Below are 25,424 nucleotides of genomic sequence, written 5' to 3'. Positions count from 1 at the left end.
AATAAGCCTGTCATAAATATAAAACGGTTCACCGTTTACATGAAATAGGGTATTGCGTTGTGAAAGATGACTACATATTAATCGTCGATGACGAACTCCCGATTCGGGAAATGATCCATACCTCTCTGGATATGGCCGGTTTTCAATGCTTACAGGCCGAAGATGCCAAGCAGGCTCATCAGATGATTGTGGATCAGCGTCCGGCACTGATTTTGCTGGACTGGATGATGCCGGGCGGGATCAGCGGTGTAGATCTATGTCGTCGTCTGAAACGTGATGAAAGCCTGTCAGAAATTCCGGTGATCATGCTGACCGCACGCGGTGAAGAAGACCACAAAGTACAAGGTCTGGATGCCGGTGCCGATGATTACATGACCAAGCCGTTCTCGACCCGGGAACTGGTGTCACGCATTAAAGCTGTCCTGCGCCGTGCCAATGCACTCAGCGGTGAAAAAACCATTGATGCCAATGGCCTGATTCTGGATCCGGTCAGTCAGCGGGTTAATTTTGGCGATAAAATTCTGGAAATGGGGCCAACTGAATACCGTCTATTGGCGTTCTTTATGACCCATCCGGAACGTGCCTATACCCGTGCGCAATTGCTGGATCAGGTTTGGGGCGGCAACGTCTATATTGAAGACCGCACTATTGACGTCCATATACGCCGTTTGCGCAAAGTGCTGGAACCTTATGGCGCAAACCGCTATGTACAAACCGTACGTGGAACCGGTTACCGTTTTTCAACCCGTGCAGATGTGGCTTTAGGTTAACGTCTTTTAAGGTAAATCTTGTTTTATGTATGAACCCTACCCTGTCCCCGAACTGGCACGTGAGCACAAAAGAATCCGTTACAGCAGTTTATGGGATTTTGCCAAACAGGATTTACGCTTACTGGCTTTTTTCCTGATCATCGCCAGCCTTATCGGTTTTGGGATTGGGTATTTCTGGATTTGTATCGTCATTGCCTTTGTGGCGTTCTTTAGCACCCAGATGCGCTCTTTATATCTGGTCAATGAATGGATTTCCAATCGCCCTTATGATGTTCCACCGAATATTGGCGGAATTTGGGGCGCACTGTTATTCAATGTCTACCGCGCCCAGCGTCAGGAACGCATTGTTCAGGCTGAAATGGTCGAGCTGATCGATCGCGCCCAGTCTTCACTGGTGGCCTTGCAAGAAGCCGTGGTACTGATTGATGAAAACCAGCAGATTGAATGGTGGAATCCGGCGGCCGAACGGCTACTCGGCATTTCCAGTGATGACCGTCGCCGCAATATTTTAACCTTATTGCGTCAACCAAGTTTTATTGAATATTATCATCATATTGATGAATCCCCGGATGGCCTGAAAATGCGTTCTTCACTGTTTGAAGACCATTATGTTCAGGTCAAAATGACCCGTTTTGGCGGAGAAAGTCGGGTACTGGTGGCTTATGATGTGACCCGGATGCATAATCTGGAACAGATGCGTAAAGATTTTGTCGACAATATTTCACATGAATTACGGACGCCTTTGACCGTACTCAGCGGCTATATTGAAACCTTTACCGATCAGGAAGACATCAATCCACGCTGGAAACGCGCCTTTGACCAGATGCAATCGCAGACCCGACGCATGAATGCCCTGGTCAATGACCTGCTGCTGCTGTCACGTCTGGAAAATGACAAGAATATTGCCAAAAACCAGATCATTGAAATGCCGAGTCTGATGAACCAGCTGTTTGATGATGCACAGGCCTATAATATTGATTATGGCCACACCCTGAATCTGGATATTGACAGTCACTGTGATCTGATTGGCTCCGACATGGAACTGGCCAGTGCCTTTAGCAACCTGATCACCAATGCGATCAAATACACCCCCAAAGGTGGCACCATCACCATGGGCTGGCATGATGACGGCGAATCGGCTTATTTTGTAGTGCAGGATAACGGCATCGGGATCGACCCCAAACACCTGCCACGTCTGACTGAACGGTTTTACCGCATTGATTCAGACCGTAGCCGGCGTACTGGTGGTACCGGTCTGGGACTGGCGATTGTGAAACATGTATTAATGCAGCATCAGGCACATCTGGAAATCGAATCCAAGGAAAACCAGGGCTCTACTTTTAAGGTAATTTTCCCCAAAGAACGCCTCAGTTTTCCAGACTAATATTCCTATTAAAAAAGCTGCCATCGGCAGCTTTTTTATTCAGGATGCGATCTGTTTCTCTTTCGCCAGTGCCCGCGCATAGGCAGCACGTTGTGATACCCGTTTCAGGTAGGCCTGAATCGCAGGATAACTTTGACCGGTACGACTTTGCATGGCCTCCAAAGGAAAACTCATCTGAATATCGGCAAAACTGAAATGCCCGGCAAAATAATCATGCTCGCTCAAATAGCTTTCCAGAAACTGGATATGATCTTTTAAGCGGCTCTGTACAAACTGCTTTTTCACTCCCTCACAGATTTTCTTGGCCACAGGTCGAATCAGCAAGGTGGTACGTTTAGGCACGGTGGTCATCACCAGCTGCATCACAAATAACGGCATTAACGAACCTTCAGCATAATGCATCCAGTAACGGTACTGGGCCTTATTGGCCGCATCCTGAGGTCGAAACTGCTGCTGTTCATCATAGCTTTCCTGTAAATATTCCAGAATCGCTGCAGATTCAGCCAGTACCTGCTCCTGATCGACCAGAATTGGTGCCTTACCTAAGGGATGAATCTGTTTTAAGGCAGCAGGCGCAGAAAGATTAGGCTGGCGCTGATAATATTTAACCTCGTAATCCAGCCCTAATTCTTCCATGGCCCAGAGAATACGAAATGATCGTGATTGTTCGAGATGATGTAAGACACGCATATTAGACTCATGATTTTATTGTTGTTGCTCACTGAGCATAGCAAAAAGCAGCGGAATGTAGCTCATGTTTTGATGACTGTAATGATATGTTCCCTCGATTGCAAATTCACGATTTTTAGTTCAAATCCGACAGGGTTCCATCCCCCCCTGTCATTTTGATCATTTATCTGGAGGCACGCATCCGGTCGGGAAATGCTGGAGCTTCTAAACGTGGCCCGTCATAAGCAGGAATGGAACCGAAACGCTCATGCCCTTCGATCCACTGTTCCCGTGCGATTTTAAGTTCCTCGGTAGTCCGCCCGACCAGATTCCACCACAGTAAAATCGGACTTTCAAATGGCTCTCCACCAATTAATAACACCCGGCTTCCGGCATGAATTTCAGCATTGACCTGCGCCAAGCCCGGCTCCAGAATCAGCATATTATCTTCGGTCAGCTCATGTCCATTGATACTGGCTGTACCTTCAAGCACCATAAAACCATATTCAAATTTCGGATTCAGGGGCAAGCGCGCAGTTGTACTTTCAGCGGCATACAGATCTACGCCCAGCAGTTCACTATGCACTCTAACCGGCGATGCTGTTTTTAAATATTCGCCCACCAGCACGGTAAACTCAATGCCTTGATCATGTACCACTGGCAATTCGGAATAATGCTCAAAACCCGGCGCCATATTGATCTTGTCATCCGGCAAGGCAATCCATAACTGCGCCGCATGCATATGGGTTTCACTTTCCGGTGAAACCTCAGTATGTGAAATACCATAGCCCGAGGTCATCAGATTGACCTGTTTAGGCCGAATCAGCTGCTGATTTCCCAGACTGTCATTGTGCATCATGGTGCCTTTGAGCATCCAGGTAAAGGTCTGCAGACCAATATGCGGATGTGGCCCAACATCCAGCCCATCACCTTGAGGAAAGCTGGCCGGACCGGCGTGATCCAGAAAACACCAGGCACCAATCATACGTTTATGCCGGCTAGGCAAGGCACGTTTAATCACCGTACCCTGCCCGATTTCGGCACGGCGTAAAGGAAATTCCTGAATAAACTGGTTAATATACTTTTCACAATCATCCGAATTGGACAGTTCAATATCACTATTGTTCGACATGGCTGAGCTCACCTCGGCATTTTTATTCCAGATCTTGGCTTATTTAAGACATGCTTCCCTTGGACTGCTGCAAGATGTCTCTCTTCAGGACAATGTACAGGGTCTCCATACAAAATCTATCTCTGGAAATATTTAGATACGTATAAAACGCTCCTGCAGTGAACCGCTATACTCCTGCATTGCGTATACAATCTAAAATGTCACCCTGCCAAAACCTGAAAATAAACAGCTAAATGCTTAAGTATAGGCTGCCAGATATGAACTCGAACTGACCTCAACCAGACTGGTCTAATTACCTTATGTTTCACGTGAAACGAATAACATAATTTAGAAAATTTTAGCGGATAAAAATTATTTTTTAGTGATTTCAATAACTTTTCTGCATTTAATAAACATAAATTTTGTTACGTTTTAACTTTAAATTTATGTCAGATACCCAATTATAGGGAGGTTATTTTTCACCCAGTCACGGCATAATAGGCACCTAGAACAATAATACCGGACCATGGACATGTCTTCTAAAAATGAGAATATATATTCAGCAGCGAATATATCTTTTCAAAATTCGATGACCGATAAATCACTAAAACTGTCTGAGTGTGACCTGCAGAACCGTCAGCTGATTGAACAAGCGCTGACCGATACTCAGGCGCGTATTCCTGGCCAATTTCAGCAATATTTCCATGACTATGTCTATACCAATACTCATCATAACTTGCGTCAAATTAACTATCTGGCTCAAATTGCTTTTCTGCTGTATTTCTTTGCCGACATTCTGATTATTCCGGACATGTTTTTTATTTCCGGCCTGATGCGTGTGGTGCTGGTACTCGGCGCCATGGTTTGCTGCTATTACCTGTTCAAAAAAAATAAGAATATTCAGATTCTGGACAGGATTTTGCCAATTGGCACCACCCTGGCTGCAGCGGGCTGGATTAGCCTGTTGTTACTTTCAAGCAGTCCCCATGTGGCTACCTATATCTATGCCTCTGCAATCTTTATCTTGATTGCCAATCTATGTGTGCAGATCCAGTTTAAAGTAGCAGTGTACTGTTCTATCCTGATTGCGCTGTTTATCACGATTGGGGTGACCCAGTTAATGACTGCTTCTCAAGCCTTTATCTTTACTGTGGTTTTTAGTCCACTCTGGTTTTTTAGCATCTATATTAACTGGAATAATATTCTGAATGTACGACGTTCTTTCCTGCGATCACTACTCGATGAGTGGAACTATCAAACCTTAAAGAATCTGGCACATACCGATGATTTGACCCAGTTGTATAATCGTCGCCATTTTGTCGATATGGCTGAACGTTCGATTCATAAATGGCCCAAACATGCCAGCACCTGCCTGCTGATGTTTGACGTCGATCATTTTAAAAATATCAATGACAACTATGGCCACGACATCGGTGATCGTGTGCTACAGCTGATTGCTGAGGTAACCCGTAAAGAAATGCGCCATAGCGATGTACTTGCACGTTTTGGTGGTGAAGAGTTTATTGCTCTCTTGGAAGATACCCAGCTGCCAGACAGTCTGGTGATTGCAGAGCGAATTCGTTGTGCAATTCAGAAACAATTTGTTTATGCCAAACCGAACCAGCCCATTCGTTTTACCATTTCGATTGGTATAGCAGAACTGGAGTCGCCTACGCAAAAGCTGGAGGAGCTGATCAAGCAAGCCGATATCGCTTTATATCAGGCGAAAAAATCAGGCCGAAATCGGATTGAAGTTTATCATTCCAAAATGCTGGAAAAGCCCAAACCTGCTCCAGCCAATCCCTGGAATGCCTTTAAGCCCGTGACCCAGCAAGGTCATTCAAAGGCCAATCAAACCAAGCAGTTCTGGTCCGCCCTTTAAATAATGAAATCAGGAATATTAGTGAAAGCTTAAATTTTTATAAACTTTACATGGAAAAGTTGCATATTCTATCACGAAGAAAAAATCCTCATAAAAAAGAGCACCGAAGCGCTCTTTTTTTATCGGGATATCTCCGATCAACCAGATATTTACTACGTGCATAGCGCTTGGCATCATTCAGGCAAGAAGCCGTGCTACTTGAAACACTGACTGGCGCAGCCATAGCCTTGGCAGTAATTCAGGCAAGAAGCCGTGCTTCATGAAATCCCTCACTGCCGCGAGCATAGCTCTTGGCGTAAAATCGGCTAAAAGCTATCGCTTTTAGAAATCCCGATTTTACTCCCATTCAATAGTTGCAGGTGGCTTAGACGATACGTCATACACAACACGAGAAACATCTTTAATTTCATTCATGATACGAGTCGAGATTTTATCGACTAGATCATAAGGAAGATGCGCGAAACGAGCAGTCATAAAGTCCACAGTTTCTACTGCACGCAGTGCAATCACCCATGCATAACGGCGACCATCACCGACAACACCGACAGATTTCACCGGCTGGAATACCGCAAATGCTTGAGCAGTCTTGTCATACCAACCGCTGGCACGAAGTTCCTGCATGAAAATGTCATCAGCAAGACGTAAAATGTCTGCATATTCTTTTTTCACTTCACCCAAGATACGCACACCTAGACCTGGGCCTGGGAATGGATGACGGTAAATCATGCTGTGTGGCAAGCCCAAAGTGGTACCCAATTTACGTACTTCATCTTTAAACAAGTCACGTAATGGTTCAACCAGTTCAAAAGCCAAGTCTGCTGGTAAACCACCCACGTTGTGGTGCGATTTAATCACATGTGCCTTGCCCTGTTTGCTTGCAGCAGATTCAATCACGTCTGGATAAATCGTACCTTGAGCCAGGAATTTTACCCCATCTAATTTACGTGCTTCTTCAGCAAAGACTGCAATAAACTCACGGCCAATAATTTTACGTTTTGCTTCAGGATCAACTTCGCCTGCAAGTGCAGTCAAGAAACGCTCTTCTGCAGCAGCACGGATAACACGAATCCCCATATTGTCAGCAAACATTTGCATCACTTGATCACCTTCGTTCAAACGAAGCAGACCATTGTCGACAAACACACATGTCAGCTGATCACCAATCGCTTTATGCAACAGCGCTGCCACTACAGATGAATCCACACCACCTGAAAGACCAAGTAATACTTTTTCATCACCGATCTGTTGGCGAAGCTGTTCTACACGTAGATCAATAATGTGTTCTGGCGTCCATAGACCGCGGCAACCACAAATTTGATGAACGAAGTTCGACAGTAATTCTGCCCCTTTAGAGGTATGTGTCACTTCAGGATGGAACTGAATACCATAGAAACCACGAGTTTCGTCAGACACCATCGCAATTGGACAGCTTGGAGTTTGTGCAGTGATCTGGAAGCCTTCTGGAATACGGGCAACCTTGTCACCATGACTCATCCAGACATGCAACTGGTTTTCACGGTCCTGTAAATTACCGATCAGCTTGTCACGTACCACGATATCAACTTCTGCATAACCGAACTCATGCACAGTACCTGGCTCGACTTTACCGCCAAGCTGTTCGCACATGGTTTGCAGGCCATAACAAATACCCAATACCGGTACACCGAGCTCGAATACCACTTGTGGCGCACGCGGGCTGCCTTCAAGGTGAACGCTCTCAGGTCCACCAGACAAGATGATACCGTTTGGATTAAATGCACGAATGTCTTCTTCAGACATATCATAGGCATACATTTCAGAATATACACCAGCTTCACGGACACGGCGTGCAATGAGCTGACTATATTGAGAACCGAAATCCAGAATCAGGATACGATCTTCAGTAATTTGAGTATTGGTAGTCATGACGAACAACTATGAAAGGCAAACGAAAGATAAGCGCCGTATTCTAGCATTTTTCTTGTGTTTAAGCACACTATTCCAATTGGTTTAAATATTAAACAGTTAAGAAATTTCAGAAAATAATGCCCTCATTTTTGACTGGTTCACAGGAGAGCAGAGTTTCGCTGCTTTCCTGTTCCAGCCAAATGAATGGTTTATTTCACGCGTTCAATCTGAATCACTTCAATATCGGTGGGTTTGTTGCGGTGCGTATCGACCTCGCCCCAGACTTCTACCCGATCGCCTGCTTTGAGTTTTAATCTTTTCCAGTGGTCGTCATCCACATCAATCATGATGCTGCCGGTTTTATCTCTTAATTCAAATTCGTCACTTTGTGCTGCACGCTGTTTGACGATCTGCCCCCTTAAGGTCACGCCAGTTTCATCTTTCATTTTATGTGCCTGAGCAATACTGACCACATTCTGTTTTGCTTCCTCCAGAATAGCCTGATCTGATTTAGCCCAAAGTGCCGGACTGGCAGCTGCCAGAACCAGTGTCGCCAGAATATATTTTTTCATGTGTTTTGACCTGCTATTTTTATGATGATTCCATGATCTAAACAGAAAGCCGAAATAGATGCCGCAGACGTTGTGTAACACCATGATGAACTTGTGTCATCTGCTCAAAAAGCCCCAATAAAAATATGTTTATACGCTGATATATCTATTTTAAAAGTGAAGGGATTCGCCCGACAGCAGAAAAATAAGCCGCAAAATAGTCGACTTTTATTACTGACTTTATAGGTGATCGCTGTTAGGATTTGAGCACACTTTTGCTTGTACTGGGCTCATGGAACTGATTGATTTTATCTTGCATGTTGATGATCACTTGCTTGAATTTATCACCAATTACGGGATCTGGATTTATGCCATTCTTTTCCTGATTATCTTTGTGGAAACAGGTTTGGTGGTGATGCCGTTCCTGCCCGGCGACAGCTTGCTATTTGCAGCAGGTGCTTTGGCAGCGTCTACAGGTGTGATGGATCCCTGGGTACTGATTCCGCTTTTATTTGTTGCGGCAGTATTGGGCGATACCCTGAATTACCATATTGGCAAATATATCGGGCCGCGGGTTTTCGAGATTGAATCGCGCTTTATCAATAAAAAACATTTATTGGCAACTCAGCAATTCTTTGCCAGACATGGTGGTAAAACCATTATTTTTGCGCGTTTTGTGCCTTTTGCTCGTACCTTTGCACCTTTTGTCGCTGGTGCTGGCAGCATGAATTACAAATATTTCCTGAGCTATAATGTAGTGGGTGGATTCATCTGGATCAGCTCATTTGTCATTCTGGGCTATATGTTCGGTAATATGCCGATCGTCAAAGATAACTTCACCTATTTGATTTTCGGTATTATTATTTTAAGTGTCTTGCCAGGTGTGATCGGCTTTATTCAACAAAGACTCAAAAAAAGTAAAACAGCTTAAGATTTTTTATAGCCTGTGCATTTAATCCCAAAGCTTGATCAGTAATGGGATCAGACAAAGCAGTACAAACAGAGCCGAGCCTTTATAAATAAGGCCGGCTTTTATTTTTTCAGAGTGACTGCTCAAAATTGCCTGACCAAAGACCATCCAGAAAATCCCTACTGGAACGGTACTCAAGCAAAAGGCAGCAAACACCAGAACAAAGTTGGTCGGACTTTGCCAGGTTTCCATGGGTAAAATCCCGGAGGCCAACAATGCTGCTTTAGGATTGCTTAAGGTGACAGTAAACATTTGCCAGGGACGAATCTGCGGATGATTTTTGCTATAGCGTTCTAACTGCTGGGCCTTATATAAATGCAGCGTCATCCAGCCCACACAGATGGTACTCAGGACATACAACAAGCTTTTGAAATTTGGCCAGATCGGTAAAGCCAGATGAATTAACAAAGCCCAGACATTAATCGCATAAAAATAGCCCATCAGAATGGCAGGAATATAAAGGCTGGTTTTGGCCTGACCCTGCTGATACGCAGAGCTGGCGACCAAGGCATTCGCCGGCCCTGGAATCATCAGAACGGCGATTAGCCCCAATACAAATAACCAATTTTCAATCATCGTGATGAACTATTCCGGGCCTAGCTTATAGCTTAATCAATATTCTCATGCCAGAACAGCTCTATAAATCTAGGATGCTGAGACGATACGCGCCCTTTCAAGTGATATTAAGCGGAATATCAGCTCGGCTATTTTGAAAAAATCATAAAAATGCTGACCCAAGATCAGCATTTATGAAGAGATCAGGAATTCGTTATTTAGCAATATTCTGACGAACCACAATCGGACAATTTTTGTAACGGGCGGCCTGAACAATCGCTTCCTGTTCACCTAAAAGCCGTGCCAGCTCGGTTCGCTTGGTATTGGATGACTGTCCCATATTGACGGAAACACTCGGACCAATTCCCCAACCACCGCGACTGCCCCAGCCACCACCCAGACCGACGCCCACACCTACACCCGTGCGTTTTGGCGCTTCCACGCCATTGTCGATATATTGCTGAATACGGTTATATTCGCCTTGCAGCTGCTGACAACCCAAGGTCTGATACTGGGTCGGGGACACATAGGTGGGTTTTACCGTTGTTGCACAAGCACTCAGCAATGCAAATGCTGCAATACTCAGGCTTAATTTCACAAGTTTCATAGTTAACTCGATCTTAGTTCTGCTCTATCTCATTGAACAACGATTGATAGGCCTGAGTCAATTTATGATCAGTAGCCAAATGAATCAGGGGCTGATTTTTATGATGAGATTCTTTCATTAAGATGGAGGGCGGTAACATACTATTGAGTACGGGCAATCCTTCATCTTTCAGTTGCTGCACCACTTCACGCGGTAATCTGGCCTGTGCCTGAAACTGATTCACCACAATACCTTCAATTTCCAGTCTTTCATTATGGTCATCTTGGGTTTCAATGACATTTTCAATCAGGGTCTGTAAGGCGCGTTTAGAAAACACATCACAGTCAAATGGAATCAGCACGCGGTCTGCAGCAATCAAAGCCGACAGTGTAAAGAAATTAAATGCCGGCGGGGTATCAATAAACACCCGATCATATTGCCCGGACAATTGTTGTAAAGCATCTCGCAGTTTGTAGATTTTATGCTTGGACTCCAGTGCATGTGCCAAGGCGCCCAGTGTCGGGCTGGCTGGAATCACATCCAGATACTTAAAGGGAGACTGATGCACATAACTTTCCAGACCTTTGCTACGGCTTTTCAAAATCGAGCCAATTGCATTGCCGAGCAAGCCTTTACTTTGCTGATTGCCCAGCACATTTTCAAAATAGTTTTCAATATTCGGTTCTAATGCCGGCTTGTCACTTGAATAGGTCGCATCGTCACCTAATACGTATTGACTGGAATTGGCTTGTGGATCCAGATCAATGAGTAAAGTTTTTAAACCCTGATGTGCGCTGATCGCGGCCAGATTAACGGTAATACTGGACTTACCCACCCCACCTTTTTGATTAAATACCACACGTGTATGCATGTCCCCTCCTGTTATTTTTAACTACTTTTATCACACTTGTATTTTTTAATTATTCACATAGGCAGACTGCACTTGAAGTCACAGCCTGCTTGCTTTTAGCCAAAATTCGGCTTGATCATCACCAAGATCAAAATAGAAACCAATGCAACTACCGCAATAAATAAGCCAGCCCGGCGTTGTGCCAGCAAGATTGAATCATCTTTTTTATAGGCTTTAGCTAAAGAGGATACCAGCACAAAAAATAAAATAACCTTGGCATAAAACCAGGGCTGCACATCAAAATCCTTGATCACCAATGACACAATACCTGTAAACGCGATCACCGTAATGGCCAGATGCTGTAAAGCCACCAGCGCAATTCTTGCCTTTGGATTCGGTAGGTTGCCTTGTGTACCAATAAACAAAGTCAAGGCACGGGCAAGAATGGCGACAATCGCCAATCCTGCTGCTGACATATGAATAATTTTGACTAAAAGTTGAGTTTCCATCATTTCCTCTTAGTTTTTTGGTGCATGTGCACAAGCTGGACTGGTCGTGTCCTGCCCTGCCCATTCTTCAGGCAAAAATGCATGGATTGCCAGCGCATGAATCTTGTCTTTGGCCAGTAAATCACCAGCAGCAGCATAGACTTTCTGATGACGCTGGACTGGACGTAAACCGGCAAAGGCCTGACTGACAATCACAGTTTTAAAATGAGACTCTTTTCCAGGGAAATAACCGCCATGACCCGAAGATTCATTCACCACGTCTAAATGGGTCGGAGATAATTGTGCTAAACGATCTTTCAGTTGTTGTTCTAAGCTCATGGCCTTGACTCCAATCTTTGAAAATATAAAGTCAGTATACCTTGTTCTGCTGAGTATTTTAGTAATCTGTCACAGCGCAATCTGTTGATTGTGGCGAAGTTTCATGAATTCCCACATGAATATTGGCGATTTATTGTCTGGTCCAAAGTATTTTGCTTTTATTTTATGCAATTGATACAAGATTTTTAACAAAGGTGTTGACCACATTTTTTCATGCTGTATTATACACGGCATGCGGGAATAGCTCAGTTGGTAGAGCATAACCTTGCCAAGGTTGGGGTCGGGAGTTCGAGTCTCCTTTCCCGCTCAAAATTTTTTTATTTAGTTTTTTCATTTAAAAAACTTTATAGACTCCGCGGGAATAGCTCAGTTGGTAGAGCATAACCTTGCCAAGGTTGGGGTCGGGAGTTCGAGTCTCCTTTCCCGCTCCAGATTCAAAAAGCCCTCATCGAAAGATGGGGGCTTTTTTATTGTTGATTTTATTATATTTTTAAAAATCCCCCTTCCTTTGTTATTCAATTTAATAAAAAATATTCTTAATGTAATTTATATTTTGTGACCAAGATGTGACCATGGCGTGCCCACGACCTTATCCGTTGTTCTGAACTGTAATTACGCTCCACTGGTCAAGAATGTGACGGATTATACCGAAGAAGAATATCAGCCCATTCGGACAGAGTTACTCCGTAATACGCATGGTCAAAATCATTGGTTTATGATTGCCCATTTACTGGGTCACATTGACCCTACAGAAACCTTTAAAAGCTATATTCATCTGAGCTACCTGATCGCTGGGCATAAAATACTGCAATATCATCCAGACATAGATACTCAACGACCAAACTGACTGGTTAAAAAGTAACATAGAAGACATTCTGGATGAGGTTTCATTTAACTCACAGCCTCATGATTTTTCTAAATATTTCGCAGGAACAAAGGAATCCAAAATCTCATTTGCATGGTTTTTTAAGTGCCTAAATTTACTGGAAATTCATCATGATCCAGATCAGGTCTCACAGGAAATGAGCTTACCTATAGAACTGGTTGAGTACTGGTATAAAAATGCCAAACAACTGGGCCAACTCAAGTCTCAAAAAACAACCCAAGGTTATTTGATCTCAACAACACGAATCATCTTGATAAACCTTTAAAACCCGCCATGATTGATACCATTGAAGAGTGCACAGCAAGGAACTATTTCTTTGAAAATATTCAAAATATCTTTGAAAAAAAGCCAGATCAAATAAAAGCGGTGCTTGAGACATTTTTAAGTCGTGTTACGGTTTCGCATACTGGCATTCATTATCGATGGAATAAAATCGATCAATTGGAATCATTTTATTCCAAGGTAAAAGACCTGTTTCCCCATCAATTTTGGCATTTGCTTGGACAAGACTTGGTACAATTGCTAGATAAAAAGAAACAACCTTTATTACTAAAGCTGGCTAAATCGAGCACAACAGAGCATCCTAAGACTCAAGAAGATTATGTTCGTCTCCAGCTTTACTCAACAAAAGATGCCAAAGCACTGGCCGCATTTAAATTCTGTTTACATTTAGCCTGTATCGGTAGACCACGATCTCTTGAACTTAAAGCTGAAGGTCTAAAAATAACTACATGCTGTTAAATAATTTAACCGTTGCTTCTTTATGTAAAGCCAAATTTAATATATTTAGTAAAAATTGAGTGTCTGATCAATGATAATTAAATAGTATAAACTCTATGAATTAGCAGCGTCTGAAACAGGGATCGGTCATGCGTACAACATCAGAAAAAACTGCAAAACAGAAAATGATATTAGCTAAGGCAGTTTTAGCTGCTGCTGAACGACTTGGTCTTGCACACGATCAACTAGCCTTAATACTCAGTATAGATTCGGTGAAAAATTTAACCTCTCTTGAATTAGATCCCACTTCAAAACAGGGAGAAATCGCCCTCACTTTAATCCGTATTACCACATCACTAGATGCTCTGACAGGTGGGGATACAGCCTGGATGCAGCATTTTATGAAATCACCCAATAAATTGATGAATGGCATTCCAATAGAACAGATTCAGAACCCTCAGGGATTGGCCTCTGTTTTACAATTGGTGGAAGGTCTTCGGGCTAAACTTTAAGATAAGCAAATTATTAGGCTATACACAGAAAAGTCTTTCAGAAAAGACTAAAGTGAATAAAACAACAATTTCAGAGATAGAGAATGGTCATTTTACAGGTTCATTTGACATATTTGAACGTGTGCTTGATGGCATGGGTTTACAATTCGAAGTGAATAAAAAAAGTTTAACTTGCCCCAATGGGATGAAATTGAAGAAATATTTGCGGAATATGATGAATAAATTAGATTAGATCTATGTTCACATTTGATATCTACACCTAATAATGTAGGCATAGTTCCAATGGTCAGCGCTCTCCATTAGATTATGAAAAGACCCATCAAAAGATTAATACCAGTCAGTTAAGGAAATTTGGATGAAAAAAAATCTAAATTTCCTTATATTTGAATTTAAATTGATCTAAATTTATGTCTTAATTGAGCATAATTTTAGTTTTTCAATTCTTAACTGACCGGCATTATGGTAGGTATCGGGCTTTCATCATTCAATTTAGGAAGCGAGCAAATTGCGCAAGACATAGTGCAAGATACCACCGGCCTTAAAGTACTCCACCTCATTCAAGGTATCAATACGACACAACACTTGAAAATGGCTACACGTACCATCGGTATGTTGCACATCTACTTTCAGCATTTGATGCGGATGAATATCATCCGACAAGCCTAAAATTGACAGTGTTTCATGGCCGGTCAGGTTCAAGATCTGCCGGTTCTGACCCTCTACAAACTGTAAAGGTAACACCCCCATGCCAACCAGATTGGAACGGTGAATCCGCTCAAAACTTTCAGCAATCACCGCTTTCACCCCCAACAGGTTGGTGCCTTTGGCCGCCCAGTCACGTGAAGAACCGGTACCATATTCTTTCCCAGCAATCATTACGAGTGGGGTTTGTTCTGCCTGATAGCGCATTGCCGCATCATAAATCGAGAGTTTTTCTGCACTTGGAATATGCAGGGTATTGCCACCCTCCTCGCCACCCAGCATTTCGTTTTTGATTCGGATATTGGCAAAGGTACCTCGCATCATCACTTCATGGTTGCCACGGCGGGAACCATAAGAGTTAAAGTCTTTTACCTCAACCCCCTGTTGCTGCAAATATCGGCCGGCCGGACTATCTTTTTTGATATTACCCGCCGGGGAAATATGGTCCGTCGTGACTGAATCGCCTAATATAGCTAAAATCCGTGCCTGTTTGATCGGCTGAATTGGTCGCACCGGCTGATCAATTTTTGAAAAAAAGGGAGGATGCCGGATATAGGTTGATTGTTCATCCCAAGCATAGGTTTGACTTTGTGGAATCTGGATCGCTTTCCACTTGGCATCGCCTTCAAACACTTCCGCATATTCTTTCTGGAACATCTCGGTATTCACATACTGCAGTGCTGCATCAATTTCCGTTTGTGTTGGCCAGATATCTTTTAAATAAACTGCTTGGCCATCAAAGCCTTCACCTATCGGCTCAGCAGTGAGATCAGTTCGAATATTCCCGACCAGACCATAGGCAACTACTAAGGGTGGCGAGGCGAGCCAGTTGGTTTTCACCAAAGGATGCACCCGTCCTTCAAAGTTACGGTTTCCGGAAAGCACTGAGGCTACATTCAAATCAAAACATTGCACAGCTTCTTCAATCACTTCAGGTAAAGGTCCCGAATTACCAATACAGGTAGTGCAACCATAACCCACCAGGTTATAACCTAGTTGATTCAAATAAGGCGTCAACCCTGCTGCATCAAGATAATCGCTGACCACTTTGGAACCTGGAGCCAGTGAACTTTTCACCCAAGGTTTTCGCTGCAAACCTTTTTCGATTGCTTTTTTGGCCAATAGGCCTGCTGCCAACATGACACTGGGATTCGAGGTATTGGTACAGGAGGTAATCGCTGAAATCACTACATCACCATGCTGCAACGGATATTTTTTACCCTCAATCATACAAAAAGGATTCTCATGTGGCAGGTTGGCCTGTTTCGCTTCAACAGCCGTACCTCCACCTCCTTCATTTTCCAGACGCTCTTTTTCTTCTTTGACCGGTTTCAAGGTCAGATCCATGAAGGCAGCAAAGGTTTTTGGCACTTGCGACAATAGCACACGATCCTGCGGACGTTTCGGACCCGCCAGACTGGCTTCTACCGTCGACATATCTAAAGCCAGAGTGTCTGTAAAGACGGGTTCATCCCCCGGATTGCGCCACAATCCTTGCAACTTGCTATAGGCCTCTACCAAGGCAATTCTTTCCGGCTGACGTCCAGTTAAACGTAAATAGGAAAGCGTCACCTCATCAACCGGGAAAAAGCCACAGGTAGCACCATATTCGGGTGCCATATTGGCAATAGTGGCACGGTCAGCCAAGGGTAAATCGGCCAGACCATCGCCATAAAATTCGACAAATTTTCCAACTACGCCTTTTTGGCGCAGCATCTGGGTAATGGTCAGCACCAGATCAGTTGCTGTAATACCTTCTTTGAGTTTACCTATGAGCTTAAAGCCGATCACTTCCGGAATCAGCATGGAGATCGGTTGGCCCAGCATGGCCGCTTCCGCTTCGATGCCGCCTACTCCCCAACCTAACACGCCTAAGCCATTGATCATGGTGGTATGTGAATCGGTACCGACTAAGGTATCAGGAAAGGCAAAGCGCTGCCCATCGACCTCATTGCTCCAAACTACTTGTGCCAGATGTTCCAGATTAACCTGATGGCAAATCCCGGTTCCTGGCGGCACCACGCGAAACTGATTGAGCGCAGCCTGCCCCCAACGTAGAAACTGGTAGCGCTCGCCATTGCGTTGCATCTCAATGGCGACATTCTGCTCAAAAGCTTGCGGACTGGCAAAGTAATCGACCATCACCGAGTGATCGATGACCAAATCCACCGGTGACAACGGATTAATTTTTTCCGGATCACCGCCGGCTTTGGCCACCGCTGCACGCATCGCGGCAAGATCAACCACTGCGGGAACACCGGTAAAATCCTGCATCAGCACCCGTGCCGGACGATACTGGATTTCCTGTTCTGAGGTTTGGTTGTTTAACCACCCTGCCAGCGCATGAATATGCTCGGTTTTCACCGTGAGCTGATCTTCAAAACGCAGTAAATTTTCCAGCAAGACTTTTAAAGATTTTGGCAGCCGGGACAGGTCGCCCAACTGCACTTGCAATTTGGACAGGTTGAAAATCTGATAGTGTTCTGAACCGACGGTCAATGTTTCTAAGGTATTAAAACTATTGATATCACTATACTTGGCCATCTAGTTTACCTCCGGCTTGAGATGTTATTTTTATGATCACAGTCCACCACTTCTTTACTTACTGTATGCCAACTGCGCGGCGGGTTTGTTATTATTTATTATCGGATTGTGCTAGGCAGTTAAATGCAGGGCTGCCAGGAATTTTTGCCAGAGAGTTGTCGACAGTTCAGATCCGGCATCGACAATCTTTCTGCCAATTCCGTAAGGAGATAAGTTAAATTGAACCGCGTATTTTCAGAGTGATTTCAGATCACTACGTAGCTAGGGCTGTTTTACAGATCGAAATGATAAATTGCTTTAAAAAAGAAACTAATATGTTTCTTATAGAACCTAAAAGAAATAAATGTGTCTACAATGAATGAATCTTTACTTCAGCAAATCAAAAAAAGACGAACCCTATTGGGCTTAAAGCAAGTTAATATGCAATCCCGTACCGGCATTTCAAGACAGCAGTACCAAAAACTGGAAAGTCAGGGCAATCCACGATTAGAGACCTTAGAAATTATCGCGGCAGGATTAAATGCTCAACTGATGCTCATTCCAGATGATAAAGTTCATTTAATCAGACAATTATTGAATGATGAAATTAAAATCACGATCGAAGATCAGGATGACTTAATGACCAACCCATGGAAGGGTCTTCTCGGAGATGAGGAATCATGAATCCTCTTAACGAGGTATTTTACCGGGTACTGACCATTATTAAAAAATTTATGCTTCATCCATAATCCATTCTTTAAAAAGAGCATCCTCGATTTCATAAGTACCATTTTCTGGTTTAAAAATAATTTGTTTTTTTGATAAAGAACGTAGGGCAGATTGAATACTTGATACTGCAATGCTGTCTACACCGATGGAGTCAGCAAGATGCTGTCTAAATTGAATACTGTAAAGTTCAACTTGTGATTCAGCTATGGCTTTTAAGAGCAGCTGTTCTAATAACTTAAACTCTCCCCATAATCCTGAAAAGTCACGGTGCCCCATTGTATCGGCTATAAGCTGTTCCTTTGCAAAATCTATAGCCAGCATTGGGTTTAATGCTAAACGCTCAACCAATGACCTCACCAGTTGAGGACTTTGCTTCATATCTAAAAAAGCACACCATAAAATTTCTTTATCCAAACTACGTCCTGTTGTTTGATTAAATACATCTGCCAGATGATCTGTAAATGCTTTTGTTAGATTTGGAAAAGGTAAATTCTGCCCATAATGAAAAAATGGAGCACTACTCACAGAAAACATTTGTCTCAAGCCCTCTCGACTTGAACCAGTAAAAATTACTTTTATCGTTTCTTTATGCATATCTAAAGCAGTACGTAAACTGGCAATAGTTGTTTTATATTTTGAACTAGCTAAAGCCTGAATCTCATCAAGTAACAATAAAATAGGTTTACCCTGCTGAGCCAGTTTTGTAATACTAGATAAAATACTGGAATTCACTTGCCCTTGTGCAAGAGTCACTTCGGCTTTTACACCTGCCACCTCTGTACTTAAAGAGCCAATATTTTTAATCCAATGATTGGCTTTACCAATCAAGCCATTTTGCTGTGAAAACTCATCAAGAGCTTTTACAAACTGTCCTTCACTATGCAGGCCTGCATCTAAAAAACTGAAATAAAAAACGCGCCATCCAAGCTGTTCTGCTAAGGGCGTAATATCTTTTCGTAAAAATTCAGTTTTTCCCATCCGGCGTGGGGCAAAAAAAGTCAGAGAACTAGCTAGTCCAGTCTCAAACATGCCTAAAATTTGTTTAGCTAGTTCTGTACGTGGAAAATGCCAAGGGTCATTGGAGATGCTACTCATTTTAATTACTCAGCAATGATTCTTTATTGCTATAGATTGTATTAGATTCCATTAGATTGTAAATGTCTAATTAGACTTCTTTAATCTAATAGGATCTAATCATCCAATAAAGCACCTTTGCACCGATCAACCGACACATTTTATAACTCCATTATTTTGTGGCTTAATAGCCATATCTAAACATAAGACCCAATATTATGGATTTAAGATTCAGAAAAACCTGAAGAAGTTGTTGCGTTTTATGTGAGAGGCTTCGTAAAGAACGACTTTATCTGGAAATAAATCCACGCTCAAAAAACTTAATGCTTACTATAATTGATGGGGTGAATATTGGCTTTGGGGTACACTGGTCTCCTCAACAGCAATCACAGGTCGACCATTAATTGCCTTTGAATACAGTGCTGAAGCGATCCGTAAAGGTTTAGAACGCTCCTCGTACCTACTCCCATTAAGAAGGTGACCCATTAAGAAGGTGACCCATTAAGAAAAAACTTTCCTACACAGCACATGGGATTACCAAGTCATATATATGATGCCTCACCCGATTGCTGGGCGTGCTCCAGAATTTTGATGGTTATTCAGTCCATCATTACCTACATTCAAACGCTCTAGTTTTCCAATTAGCTCAGGTTATAATAATGGTCACCCAAAATACGATTGATCTATTATGAACACCCCCAATGACCCTTTACACGGCAAAAAACTTGCTGACATTTTGGATGAATTATTGGATTACTACGGTGGCTTTGAAGGTTTAAGTCGTAAAATTGAAATTAGATGTTTTTGCATAGACCCAAGTGTTAAATCATCATTGCGATTCTTGCGTACCACACCATGGGCACGTGAAAAAGTAGAAAGCTTATATTTGTACGTCTTACGCCAAAAGGCAAAACAGAAACCGTAGACCCAGGCCCCTCTCTCATCATCAAATTATACCAGTCAGTAAAATATTTTACATTAAATCATATATTTAAAATTAATATTATTTAATAAAATAAATCTCAGCGACTTTATCGAGATTGGAATCAGAGAGCTCGAGTCTCCTTTCCCGCTCCAGATTCAAAAAAGCCCTGATCGAAAGATCGGGGCTTTTTTTAGGCATTGCCTATTTTAACCAATAAACGCTGACCAGCCCGAAACGAGTGCTTAGTCAAAGTTTGTCTTCATTTAAAATTAGAAAGTGACCCGCTGATAATCACGATATTGCGGTGTCCAGAAATTATGCTCAATCGCTAACTGCAAGTCCTCAATACTTACTTTAGGCGCCACCCCATCCTCAATGGCAGCAAGGGCGACTTTCAACGCAATCTGCTTTGAAATAGACTGCAAATAATCGAGACTCGGCAATAAATCCGCTTGTGGGTCTTGCAACTTAGGCGAACAATCCGCCAGAGCATTACTAGAAGCCATCAGCATATTATCTGTAACACGCTTCGCACCCGAAGCAATCACCCCCAACCCAATTCCGGGGAAAATATAAGAATTATTGCACTGTGAAATATGATGGATTTTTTCCTGATAATTCACCGGTGCAAAGGGGCTACCTGTGGCAATCAGCGCTCTACCCTTAGTCCATTGCAAAATATCTGCCGGTACTGCTTCTACCTGTGAAGTCGGATTGGATAAAGGGAAAATAATTGGCTGCACGCTATTCTCAGCCATAGCTTCAACCACTTCCTGTGTGAATAATCCCGGTTGCCCCGAAACCCCAATCAGTACTGTTGGCTTAGCATGCTTCACGACATCTGTTAATGAAATCATGGCTTCAGCATCTGCCCAGCTTTCTACATGTTCAGCAGGCTGTGCCAATTTACGCTGAAAATTTAGTAAATTCGGCTGATTTTCAGTGATCAGACCAAAGCGGTCGACCATAAAGATTCGTGCACGTGCTTCGCTATCGCTCAAGCCTTCCGCAATCATTTGTTTAATGATCTGTTCCGCAATCCCGCAACCAGCTGAACCAGCCCCCAGAAATGCCACCACCTGATCTTTCAACTGCTTACCTGCTGCACGTGAAGCGGCAATTAAACTTCCGACCGAAACCGCAGCGGTTCCCTGAATATCATCATTAAAACAGCAAATGCGATCACGGTATTTTTCCAGCAAAGGCATGGCATTTTTCTGCGCAAAGTCTTCAAACTGAATCAATGCATCCGGCCAGCGCTGCTGAATGGCCTGAATTACCATTTCGACAAAAGCATAGTATTCATCGCCGCTGATCCGCGGTTCACGCCAGCCCATATAAATTGGATCATTCAGCAATTGCTGATTATTGGTGCCGACATCGAGAGTGATCGGCAAGGTATACGCCGGGCTGATTCCCCCACAGGCAGTATAGAGTGCCAATTTACCAATCGGAATCCCCATTCCGCCAATCCCCTGGTCGCCTAAACCCAAAATGCGTTCGCCATCGGTAATCACAATCACTTTCACGTTCTTTTTATTAATATTGTGAATAATCTGTTCGATCTGATCGCGATCCGGATAGGAAATAAAGATTCCGCGATGACGGCGATAAATATCAGAAAAGCGCTGACATGCCTCCCCCACAGTCGGGGTATAAATAATCGGCATCATCTCGCTAAGGTGATTTTCAATCAGGTGATAAAACAGGGTTTCATTGGTATCCTGAATATTACGCAAATAAATATGCTTGTTGATATCACTATTAAAAGCACAATATTGCTGATAAGAGCGCTGACTCTGCTCCTCGATGGTCTCGGTCACATGAGGAATTAAACCATGCAAATTAAAGCTTCTGCGCTCTTCTTCAGTAAATGCAGAACCTTTATTGAGTAACGGGAGTTCTAATAAGGTATTTCCGGCATACGGAATATATAAAGGGCGTTTACTGTTCAAATTTTCTCTGGGCATTATTTAACTCTTCTAATCAATCCTCGGCACTTCGCCGAAAACAATGACATCACTATCGTTATTTTATATAGCCTATCCTGATTTTAGCCTTTTGGGGTATTTAGTAAATTGATAATGCTTTTAGCAGGATTTTATAATCTGATAACGTAGCGTGATAGGAGAGATTTTGGTTAATTTTGTAATAAATTTCTTTTATCCATCAAAAATGCTTGTTCTATTTTAAAATTTCACTGATTTAAAATGGGTTATGGCCTATTTAAATAGTGTTGATCTTTTTCATACTGCTAAGGCAGAAGATTGATTTGACAAAAAGTTAAAGCTCATCAAGGATAAAGTATAAATTCAATAATATAAATGAGTATAAAAATGAGTGAATTCCAGCCCCTTTATCAAGCTGATATTTTAGGCATCGGCTATGAGCAAGCCACCTTGAGCTTTCCAGATGACTATGAGGGCAAAGTTGTAGCAACCCTGATACGTAAAAAAGCAGCGCAGCCTACTCCTAAAGCAGTTTTGTATATTCACGGATTTATTGATTATTTCTTCCAGACTGAAATGGCGGAACGCTTTAATCAGCAAGGTTTTGATTTTTATGCGCTGGATTTAAGAAAATATGGCCGTTCGATTCTGCCGCATCAGAACTATTATAATGTGCATGAGCTGTCTGAATATGATGCAGAAATTAGCCAGGCACTGGATATTATCGCAAGCGAGGGCCATGATGCTGCCCTGCTCTGTGGTCATTCTACCGGCGGCCTCATCACCACATTGTTCGCGGCACATCACCCTAATCATCGGTTAATCAAAGCACTCTGGGTCAACAGTCCATTTTATAACTTTAATATGAATCCGATAAAACGTGCGCTCGGCATCCCGCAGTTAAGCAAACTGGCGAAAATTTTTCCCGACCTTAAATTTCCGAGTGAGTTAAATAAATGGTATGCCACCAGTCTGCACAAGGATTTAAAAGGGGAATGGGACTTCAGTCTGGACTGGAAAAAGACCCGCTACCCAAGGGTACGGATCAGTTTTATTCGTGCCATCTATGAAGCACAAAAAGAAATTCATCGCGGCATCGAACTCGATATTCCGGTTCTGGTCATGCATTCGCATCAGACTTTATATCCAAAAAAATGGGGCAAGGCAGCGCAAACTAGTGATGTGATTTTGGGAGTTAAAGACATTCAGAAATATGCCAAAAAAATTAAAGCTGATGTCACGGTTCAAAGCATTCAGAATGGTTTACACGATCTGGTGCTTTCAGACAAATCTGTACGTGAACAGGTTTATCAGCAGCTGTTTCAATGGCTCAACAGCAAAGGACTATAATGCCGGCAAACAGGAAAGATGATTTTAGGCTCCTGTTTTCTGTTAAGTGTTTTGATTGAATAAAATGGCCCTCTTGAATGTAATCCGCAACCATCAGAAATACATGAATCCTTCGATTTTTTAAGCGCCAGTTAAATGCTTATTTCTCACGATAAGCTTCGATTAAATATAAAATTTAATTCCTATACTTCATATTCCAAATGTTGTCTTTTGTAGCAAGCGTGTAATCAAAGCACCACCTGTCTTTTTCCCTCTTTATAGTAGAGCTGACTGCTGAAACTGTAGCATTTTCAATTGAGAAAATAGGGTCAGCATGTACCAATAACAATCATATAAAGGAATAGATTATGCGTTATGCAGACCCCAATACTGACGGTGCAAAAATTCAATTTAAAGCCCAATACGACAACTTCATTGGCGGCGAATGGGTCGCTCCAGTCAAAGGCGAATACTTTGACAATATCTCTCCGGTAGATGGCAAAGTCTTTACCAAAGTGCCGCGCTCTTCTGTAGAAGACATCGAATTGGCCCTGGATGCAGCGCACAAGGCCAAAGCACAGTGGAATAAGTCCTCGCCCACCACCCGTTCCAATATCCTGCTAAAAATTGCAGATCGTCTGGAACAAAATCTGGAACTGCTGGCGGTGGCAGAAACCTGGGACAACGGCAAGCCGATCCGTGAAACCTTAGCGGCCGATATTCCGCTATGTATTGATCATTTCCGTTATTTTGCCGGCTGTATCCGCGCTCAGGAAGGCGGCATTTCCGAGATTGATGAAGATACCATTGCCTACCATTTCCATGAACCGTTGGGTGTGGTTGGTCAAATCATTCCGTGGAACTTCCCGATCCTGATGGCGGCCTGGAAACTCGCACCTGCCTTGGCAGCAGGCAACTGTATCGTGCTGAAACCTGCGGAACAGACCCCGGTCAGCATTTTAGTTTTAGCTGAACTGATTCAGGACATTTTGCCGCCGGGTGTACTGAATATTGTCAATGGTTATGGTATCGAAGTCGGTCGTCCACTCGCGACCAATCCGCGCATTGCCAAGATTGCCTTTACCGGTTCAACCGCAGTCGGTCAGCAAATCATGCAATACGCCACCGAGAATATTATTCCGGTAACACTGGAACTTGGCGGAAAGTCACCGAATCTGTTCTTTGCCGACATTATGGATCAGGAAGACGATTATCTGGACAAGGCACTGGAAGGCTTTGCCATGTTTGCCCTGAATCAGGGTGAAATCTGTACCTGTCCTTCTCGTGCCTTGGTGCAGGAAAGTATTGCCGATGAGTTTCTGGCGCGTGCGGTAGAACGGGTGCAACGCATTAAAACCGGTCATCCGCTCGACACCGACACCATGATTGGTGCGCAAGCCTCACAGGAACAGCAGGACAAGATTCTGGGCTGTATTGCCACTGGCCGTGAAGAAGGTGCGCAGATTCTGACCGGCGGTGAAGCACGTCAGGAAGTGGGACAAGGTTTTTATATTGAACCGACCATTTTCAAAGGCACCAATGACATGAAAACCTTTCAGGATGAAATCTTCGGGCCGGTGCTGGCGGTGGCGACATTTAAGGACTTTGATGATGCCATTAAAATCGCCAATGACACCATTTATGGTTTAGGAGCAGGTGTGTGGTCACGTTCAGCACACACCTCTTACCGTGCAGGACGCGCGATTCAAGCGGGTCGGGTCTGGACCAACTGTTATCATATTTATCCTGCACATGCGGCTTTCGGTGGCTATAAAAAATCAGGGATTGGCCGTGAGAATCACAGAATGATGCTGGATCATTATCAACAGACCAAAAACCTGCTGGTGAGTTATTCAACCAAACCGGCTGGTTTCTTCTAAGTATGAATTTTCTCAAAAGCGAACTGCGGTTCGCTTTTTTGTTTTATTCAAGTTTTTTAATATCTGGTAAATTTTTCTGCTCTTGATCGTTGACCAGCAAAATAAAAGCCTGAAAATCACAAAAACAGGAATAAAACTGTATAAAAAACAAAT

At 43.1% G+C, this 25,424-nt stretch carries 21 protein-coding genes, 2 tRNA genes and 3 pseudogenes; 14 read left to right on the top strand and 12 right to left on the bottom strand.

The features are described from left to right. Positions 1-59: 59 nt before the first annotated feature. Together phoB and phoR are read left to right on the top strand one after the other, a co-directional pair. Positions 60-770: a phosphate regulon transcriptional regulator PhoB gene (gene phoB, locus FTU90_RS09630; protein ID WP_005094589.1), complete on the top strand. Its 711-nt coding sequence runs from the start codon at positions 60-62 to the stop codon at positions 768-770. Positions 771-795: 25 nt separating this feature from the next. Further along, positions 796-2,154, top strand: a complete 1,359-nt coding sequence (gene phoR, locus FTU90_RS09625) for a phosphate regulon sensor histidine kinase PhoR (RefSeq protein ID WP_180001344.1) — start codon at positions 796-798, stop codon at positions 2,152-2,154. A gap of 39 nt (positions 2,155-2,193) precedes the next feature. Here the strand turns inward: phoR and FTU90_RS09620 are convergent, their stop codons facing one another. Together FTU90_RS09620 and FTU90_RS09615 are read right to left on the bottom strand one after the other, a co-directional pair. Beyond that, positions 2,194-2,844 (bottom strand): glutathione S-transferase family protein, encoded by a 651-nt coding sequence (locus tag FTU90_RS09620; RefSeq protein ID WP_180072487.1) that lies wholly within the window; start codon positions 2,842-2,844, stop codon positions 2,194-2,196. Positions 2,845-3,007: 163 nt separating this feature from the next. Next, complete coding sequence (locus FTU90_RS09615; protein ID WP_180072485.1) at positions 3,008-3,955, bottom strand: pirin family protein; 948 nt, start codon at positions 3,953-3,955, stop codon at positions 3,008-3,010. A 511-nt stretch (positions 3,956-4,466) separates the two neighbouring features. Here FTU90_RS09615 and FTU90_RS09610 point away from each other — a divergent pair. After that, complete coding sequence (locus tag FTU90_RS09610) at positions 4,467-5,816, top strand: GGDEF domain-containing protein (RefSeq protein WP_180072484.1); 1,350 nt, start codon at positions 4,467-4,469, stop codon at positions 5,814-5,816. 336 nt (positions 5,817-6,152) lie between these two features. Here FTU90_RS09610 and guaA read toward each other — a convergent pair whose 3' ends face one another. Together guaA and FTU90_RS09600 are read right to left on the bottom strand one after the other, a co-directional pair. Further along, positions 6,153-7,721 (bottom strand): glutamine-hydrolyzing GMP synthase, encoded by a 1,569-nt coding sequence (gene guaA, locus FTU90_RS09605; protein WP_005094597.1) that lies wholly within the window; start codon positions 7,719-7,721, stop codon positions 6,153-6,155. Positions 7,722-7,912: 191 nt separating this feature from the next. After that, the gene (locus tag FTU90_RS09600) at positions 7,913-8,275 is read right to left on the bottom strand and encodes a NirD/YgiW/YdeI family stress tolerance protein (RefSeq protein WP_005173783.1); all 363 of its coding nucleotides are present in this window, start codon (positions 8,273-8,275) and stop codon (positions 7,913-7,915) included. Positions 8,276-8,546: 271 nt separating this feature from the next. Here FTU90_RS09600 and FTU90_RS09595 point away from each other — a divergent pair, with 271 nt between their 5' ends. Beyond that, positions 8,547-9,185, top strand: coding sequence for a DedA family protein (locus FTU90_RS09595; protein WP_074383709.1), 639 nt, complete (start codon positions 8,547-8,549; stop codon positions 9,183-9,185). A gap of 21 nt (positions 9,186-9,206) precedes the next feature. Here FTU90_RS09595 and FTU90_RS09590 read toward each other — a convergent pair whose 3' ends face one another. The 5 genes from FTU90_RS09590 to FTU90_RS09570 form a co-directional block, all read right to left on the bottom strand. Beyond that, positions 9,207-9,800 (bottom strand): hypothetical protein, encoded by a 594-nt coding sequence (locus FTU90_RS09590; protein WP_005094603.1) that lies wholly within the window; start codon positions 9,798-9,800, stop codon positions 9,207-9,209. Between the two features lie 193 nt (positions 9,801-9,993). Further along, a complete protein-coding gene (locus FTU90_RS09585) occupies positions 9,994-10,386 on the bottom strand; it encodes a hypothetical protein (RefSeq protein ID WP_180072482.1) in 393 nt (130 codons plus the stop codon). 13 nt (positions 10,387-10,399) lie between these two features. Continuing rightward, a complete protein-coding gene (locus tag FTU90_RS09580) occupies positions 10,400-11,236 on the bottom strand; it encodes a ParA family protein (RefSeq protein ID WP_005094607.1) in 837 nt (278 codons plus the stop codon). Between the two features lie 95 nt (positions 11,237-11,331). After that, positions 11,332-11,724: a SirB2 family protein gene (locus FTU90_RS09575; protein ID WP_159516716.1), complete on the bottom strand. Its 393-nt coding sequence runs from the start codon at positions 11,722-11,724 to the stop codon at positions 11,332-11,334. Between the two features lie 9 nt (positions 11,725-11,733). Then, positions 11,734-12,042, bottom strand: a complete 309-nt coding sequence (locus FTU90_RS09570; protein ID WP_005094610.1) for a BolA family transcriptional regulator — start codon at positions 12,040-12,042, stop codon at positions 11,734-11,736. Positions 12,043-12,276: 234 nt separating this feature from the next. On the opposite strand from FTU90_RS09570, the gene FTU90_RS09565 reads away from it, so the two are divergent. The 5 genes and pseudogenes from FTU90_RS09565 to FTU90_RS09540 all read left to right on the top strand — a co-directional run bounded on the left by FTU90_RS09565 (position 12,277) and on the right by FTU90_RS09540 (position 14,382). Beyond that, positions 12,277-12,349, top strand: a tRNA-Gly gene (locus FTU90_RS09565). Between the two features lie 48 nt (positions 12,350-12,397). Then, positions 12,398-12,473, top strand: a tRNA-Gly gene (locus FTU90_RS09560). 155 nt (positions 12,474-12,628) lie between these two features. Continuing rightward, a pseudogene (locus tag FTU90_RS09550) lies at positions 12,629-13,669 on the top strand (site-specific integrase); the annotation flags it as partial. 128 nt (positions 13,670-13,797) lie between these two features. Next, positions 13,798-14,160, top strand: a complete 363-nt coding sequence (locus tag FTU90_RS09545) for an MbcA/ParS/Xre antitoxin family protein (protein WP_180072480.1) — start codon at positions 13,798-13,800, stop codon at positions 14,158-14,160. Further along, positions 14,120-14,382 (top strand): annotated as a pseudogene (locus FTU90_RS09540) (helix-turn-helix domain-containing protein). The gene FTU90_RS09545 and the pseudogene FTU90_RS09540 overlap by 41 nt, the downstream one beginning before the upstream one ends. A gap of 267 nt (positions 14,383-14,649) precedes the next feature. Here the strand turns inward: FTU90_RS09540 and acnA are convergent. Further along, the gene (acnA, locus tag FTU90_RS09535; protein ID WP_180072478.1) at positions 14,650-17,406 is read right to left on the bottom strand and encodes an aconitate hydratase AcnA; all 2,757 of its coding nucleotides are present in this window, start codon (positions 17,404-17,406) and stop codon (positions 14,650-14,652) included. 354 nt (positions 17,407-17,760) lie between these two features. Here acnA and FTU90_RS09530 point away from each other — a divergent pair, with 354 nt between their 5' ends. Further along, positions 17,761-18,069: a helix-turn-helix transcriptional regulator gene (locus FTU90_RS09530; RefSeq protein WP_005173768.1), complete on the top strand. Its 309-nt coding sequence runs from the start codon at positions 17,761-17,763 to the stop codon at positions 18,067-18,069. 48 nt (positions 18,070-18,117) lie between these two features. Here the strand turns inward: FTU90_RS09530 and FTU90_RS09525 are convergent, their stop codons facing one another. Then, positions 18,118-19,209: an ATP-binding protein gene (locus FTU90_RS09525; RefSeq protein WP_074383713.1), complete on the bottom strand. Its 1,092-nt coding sequence runs from the start codon at positions 19,207-19,209 to the stop codon at positions 18,118-18,120. Positions 19,210-19,555: 346 nt separating this feature from the next. Between FTU90_RS09525 and FTU90_RS09520 the strand changes: the two are divergent. Both FTU90_RS09520 and FTU90_RS09515 read left to right on the top strand, forming a co-directional pair. Then, a pseudogene (locus tag FTU90_RS09520) lies at positions 19,556-19,761 on the top strand (type II toxin-antitoxin system HipA family toxin); the annotation flags it as partial. 115 nt (positions 19,762-19,876) lie between these two features. Continuing rightward, complete coding sequence (locus FTU90_RS09515) at positions 19,877-20,113, top strand: VF530 family DNA-binding protein (RefSeq protein WP_005173763.1); 237 nt, start codon at positions 19,877-19,879, stop codon at positions 20,111-20,113. A gap of 269 nt (positions 20,114-20,382) precedes the next feature. On the opposite strand, the gene FTU90_RS09510 is transcribed toward FTU90_RS09515, so the two are convergent. Next, entirely contained in the window at positions 20,383-22,083 is a 1,701-nt protein-coding gene (locus FTU90_RS09510) for an NAD-dependent malic enzyme (RefSeq protein WP_005094687.1), read from the bottom strand. Between the two features lie 366 nt (positions 22,084-22,449). Between FTU90_RS09510 and FTU90_RS09505 the strand changes: the two genes are divergently transcribed. Together FTU90_RS09505 and FTU90_RS09500 are read left to right on the top strand one after the other, a co-directional pair. Next, a complete protein-coding gene (locus FTU90_RS09505; protein WP_179999835.1) occupies positions 22,450-23,412 on the top strand; it encodes an alpha/beta hydrolase in 963 nt (320 codons plus the stop codon). Positions 23,413-23,759: 347 nt separating this feature from the next. Then, positions 23,760-25,271, top strand: coding sequence for an aldehyde dehydrogenase family protein (locus FTU90_RS09500; RefSeq protein WP_180050399.1), 1,512 nt, complete (start codon positions 23,760-23,762; stop codon positions 25,269-25,271). Positions 25,272-25,424 lie beyond the last annotated feature (153 nt).

The organism is Acinetobacter sp. YH12200, from assembly GCF_013418175.1.
Taxonomy (GTDB): domain Bacteria; phylum Pseudomonadota; class Gammaproteobacteria; order Pseudomonadales; family Moraxellaceae; genus Acinetobacter; species Acinetobacter pseudolwoffii.
The sequence above is the reverse complement of the archived record's forward strand: the minus strand, read 5'-3'. Positions and strand labels throughout refer to the sequence as shown.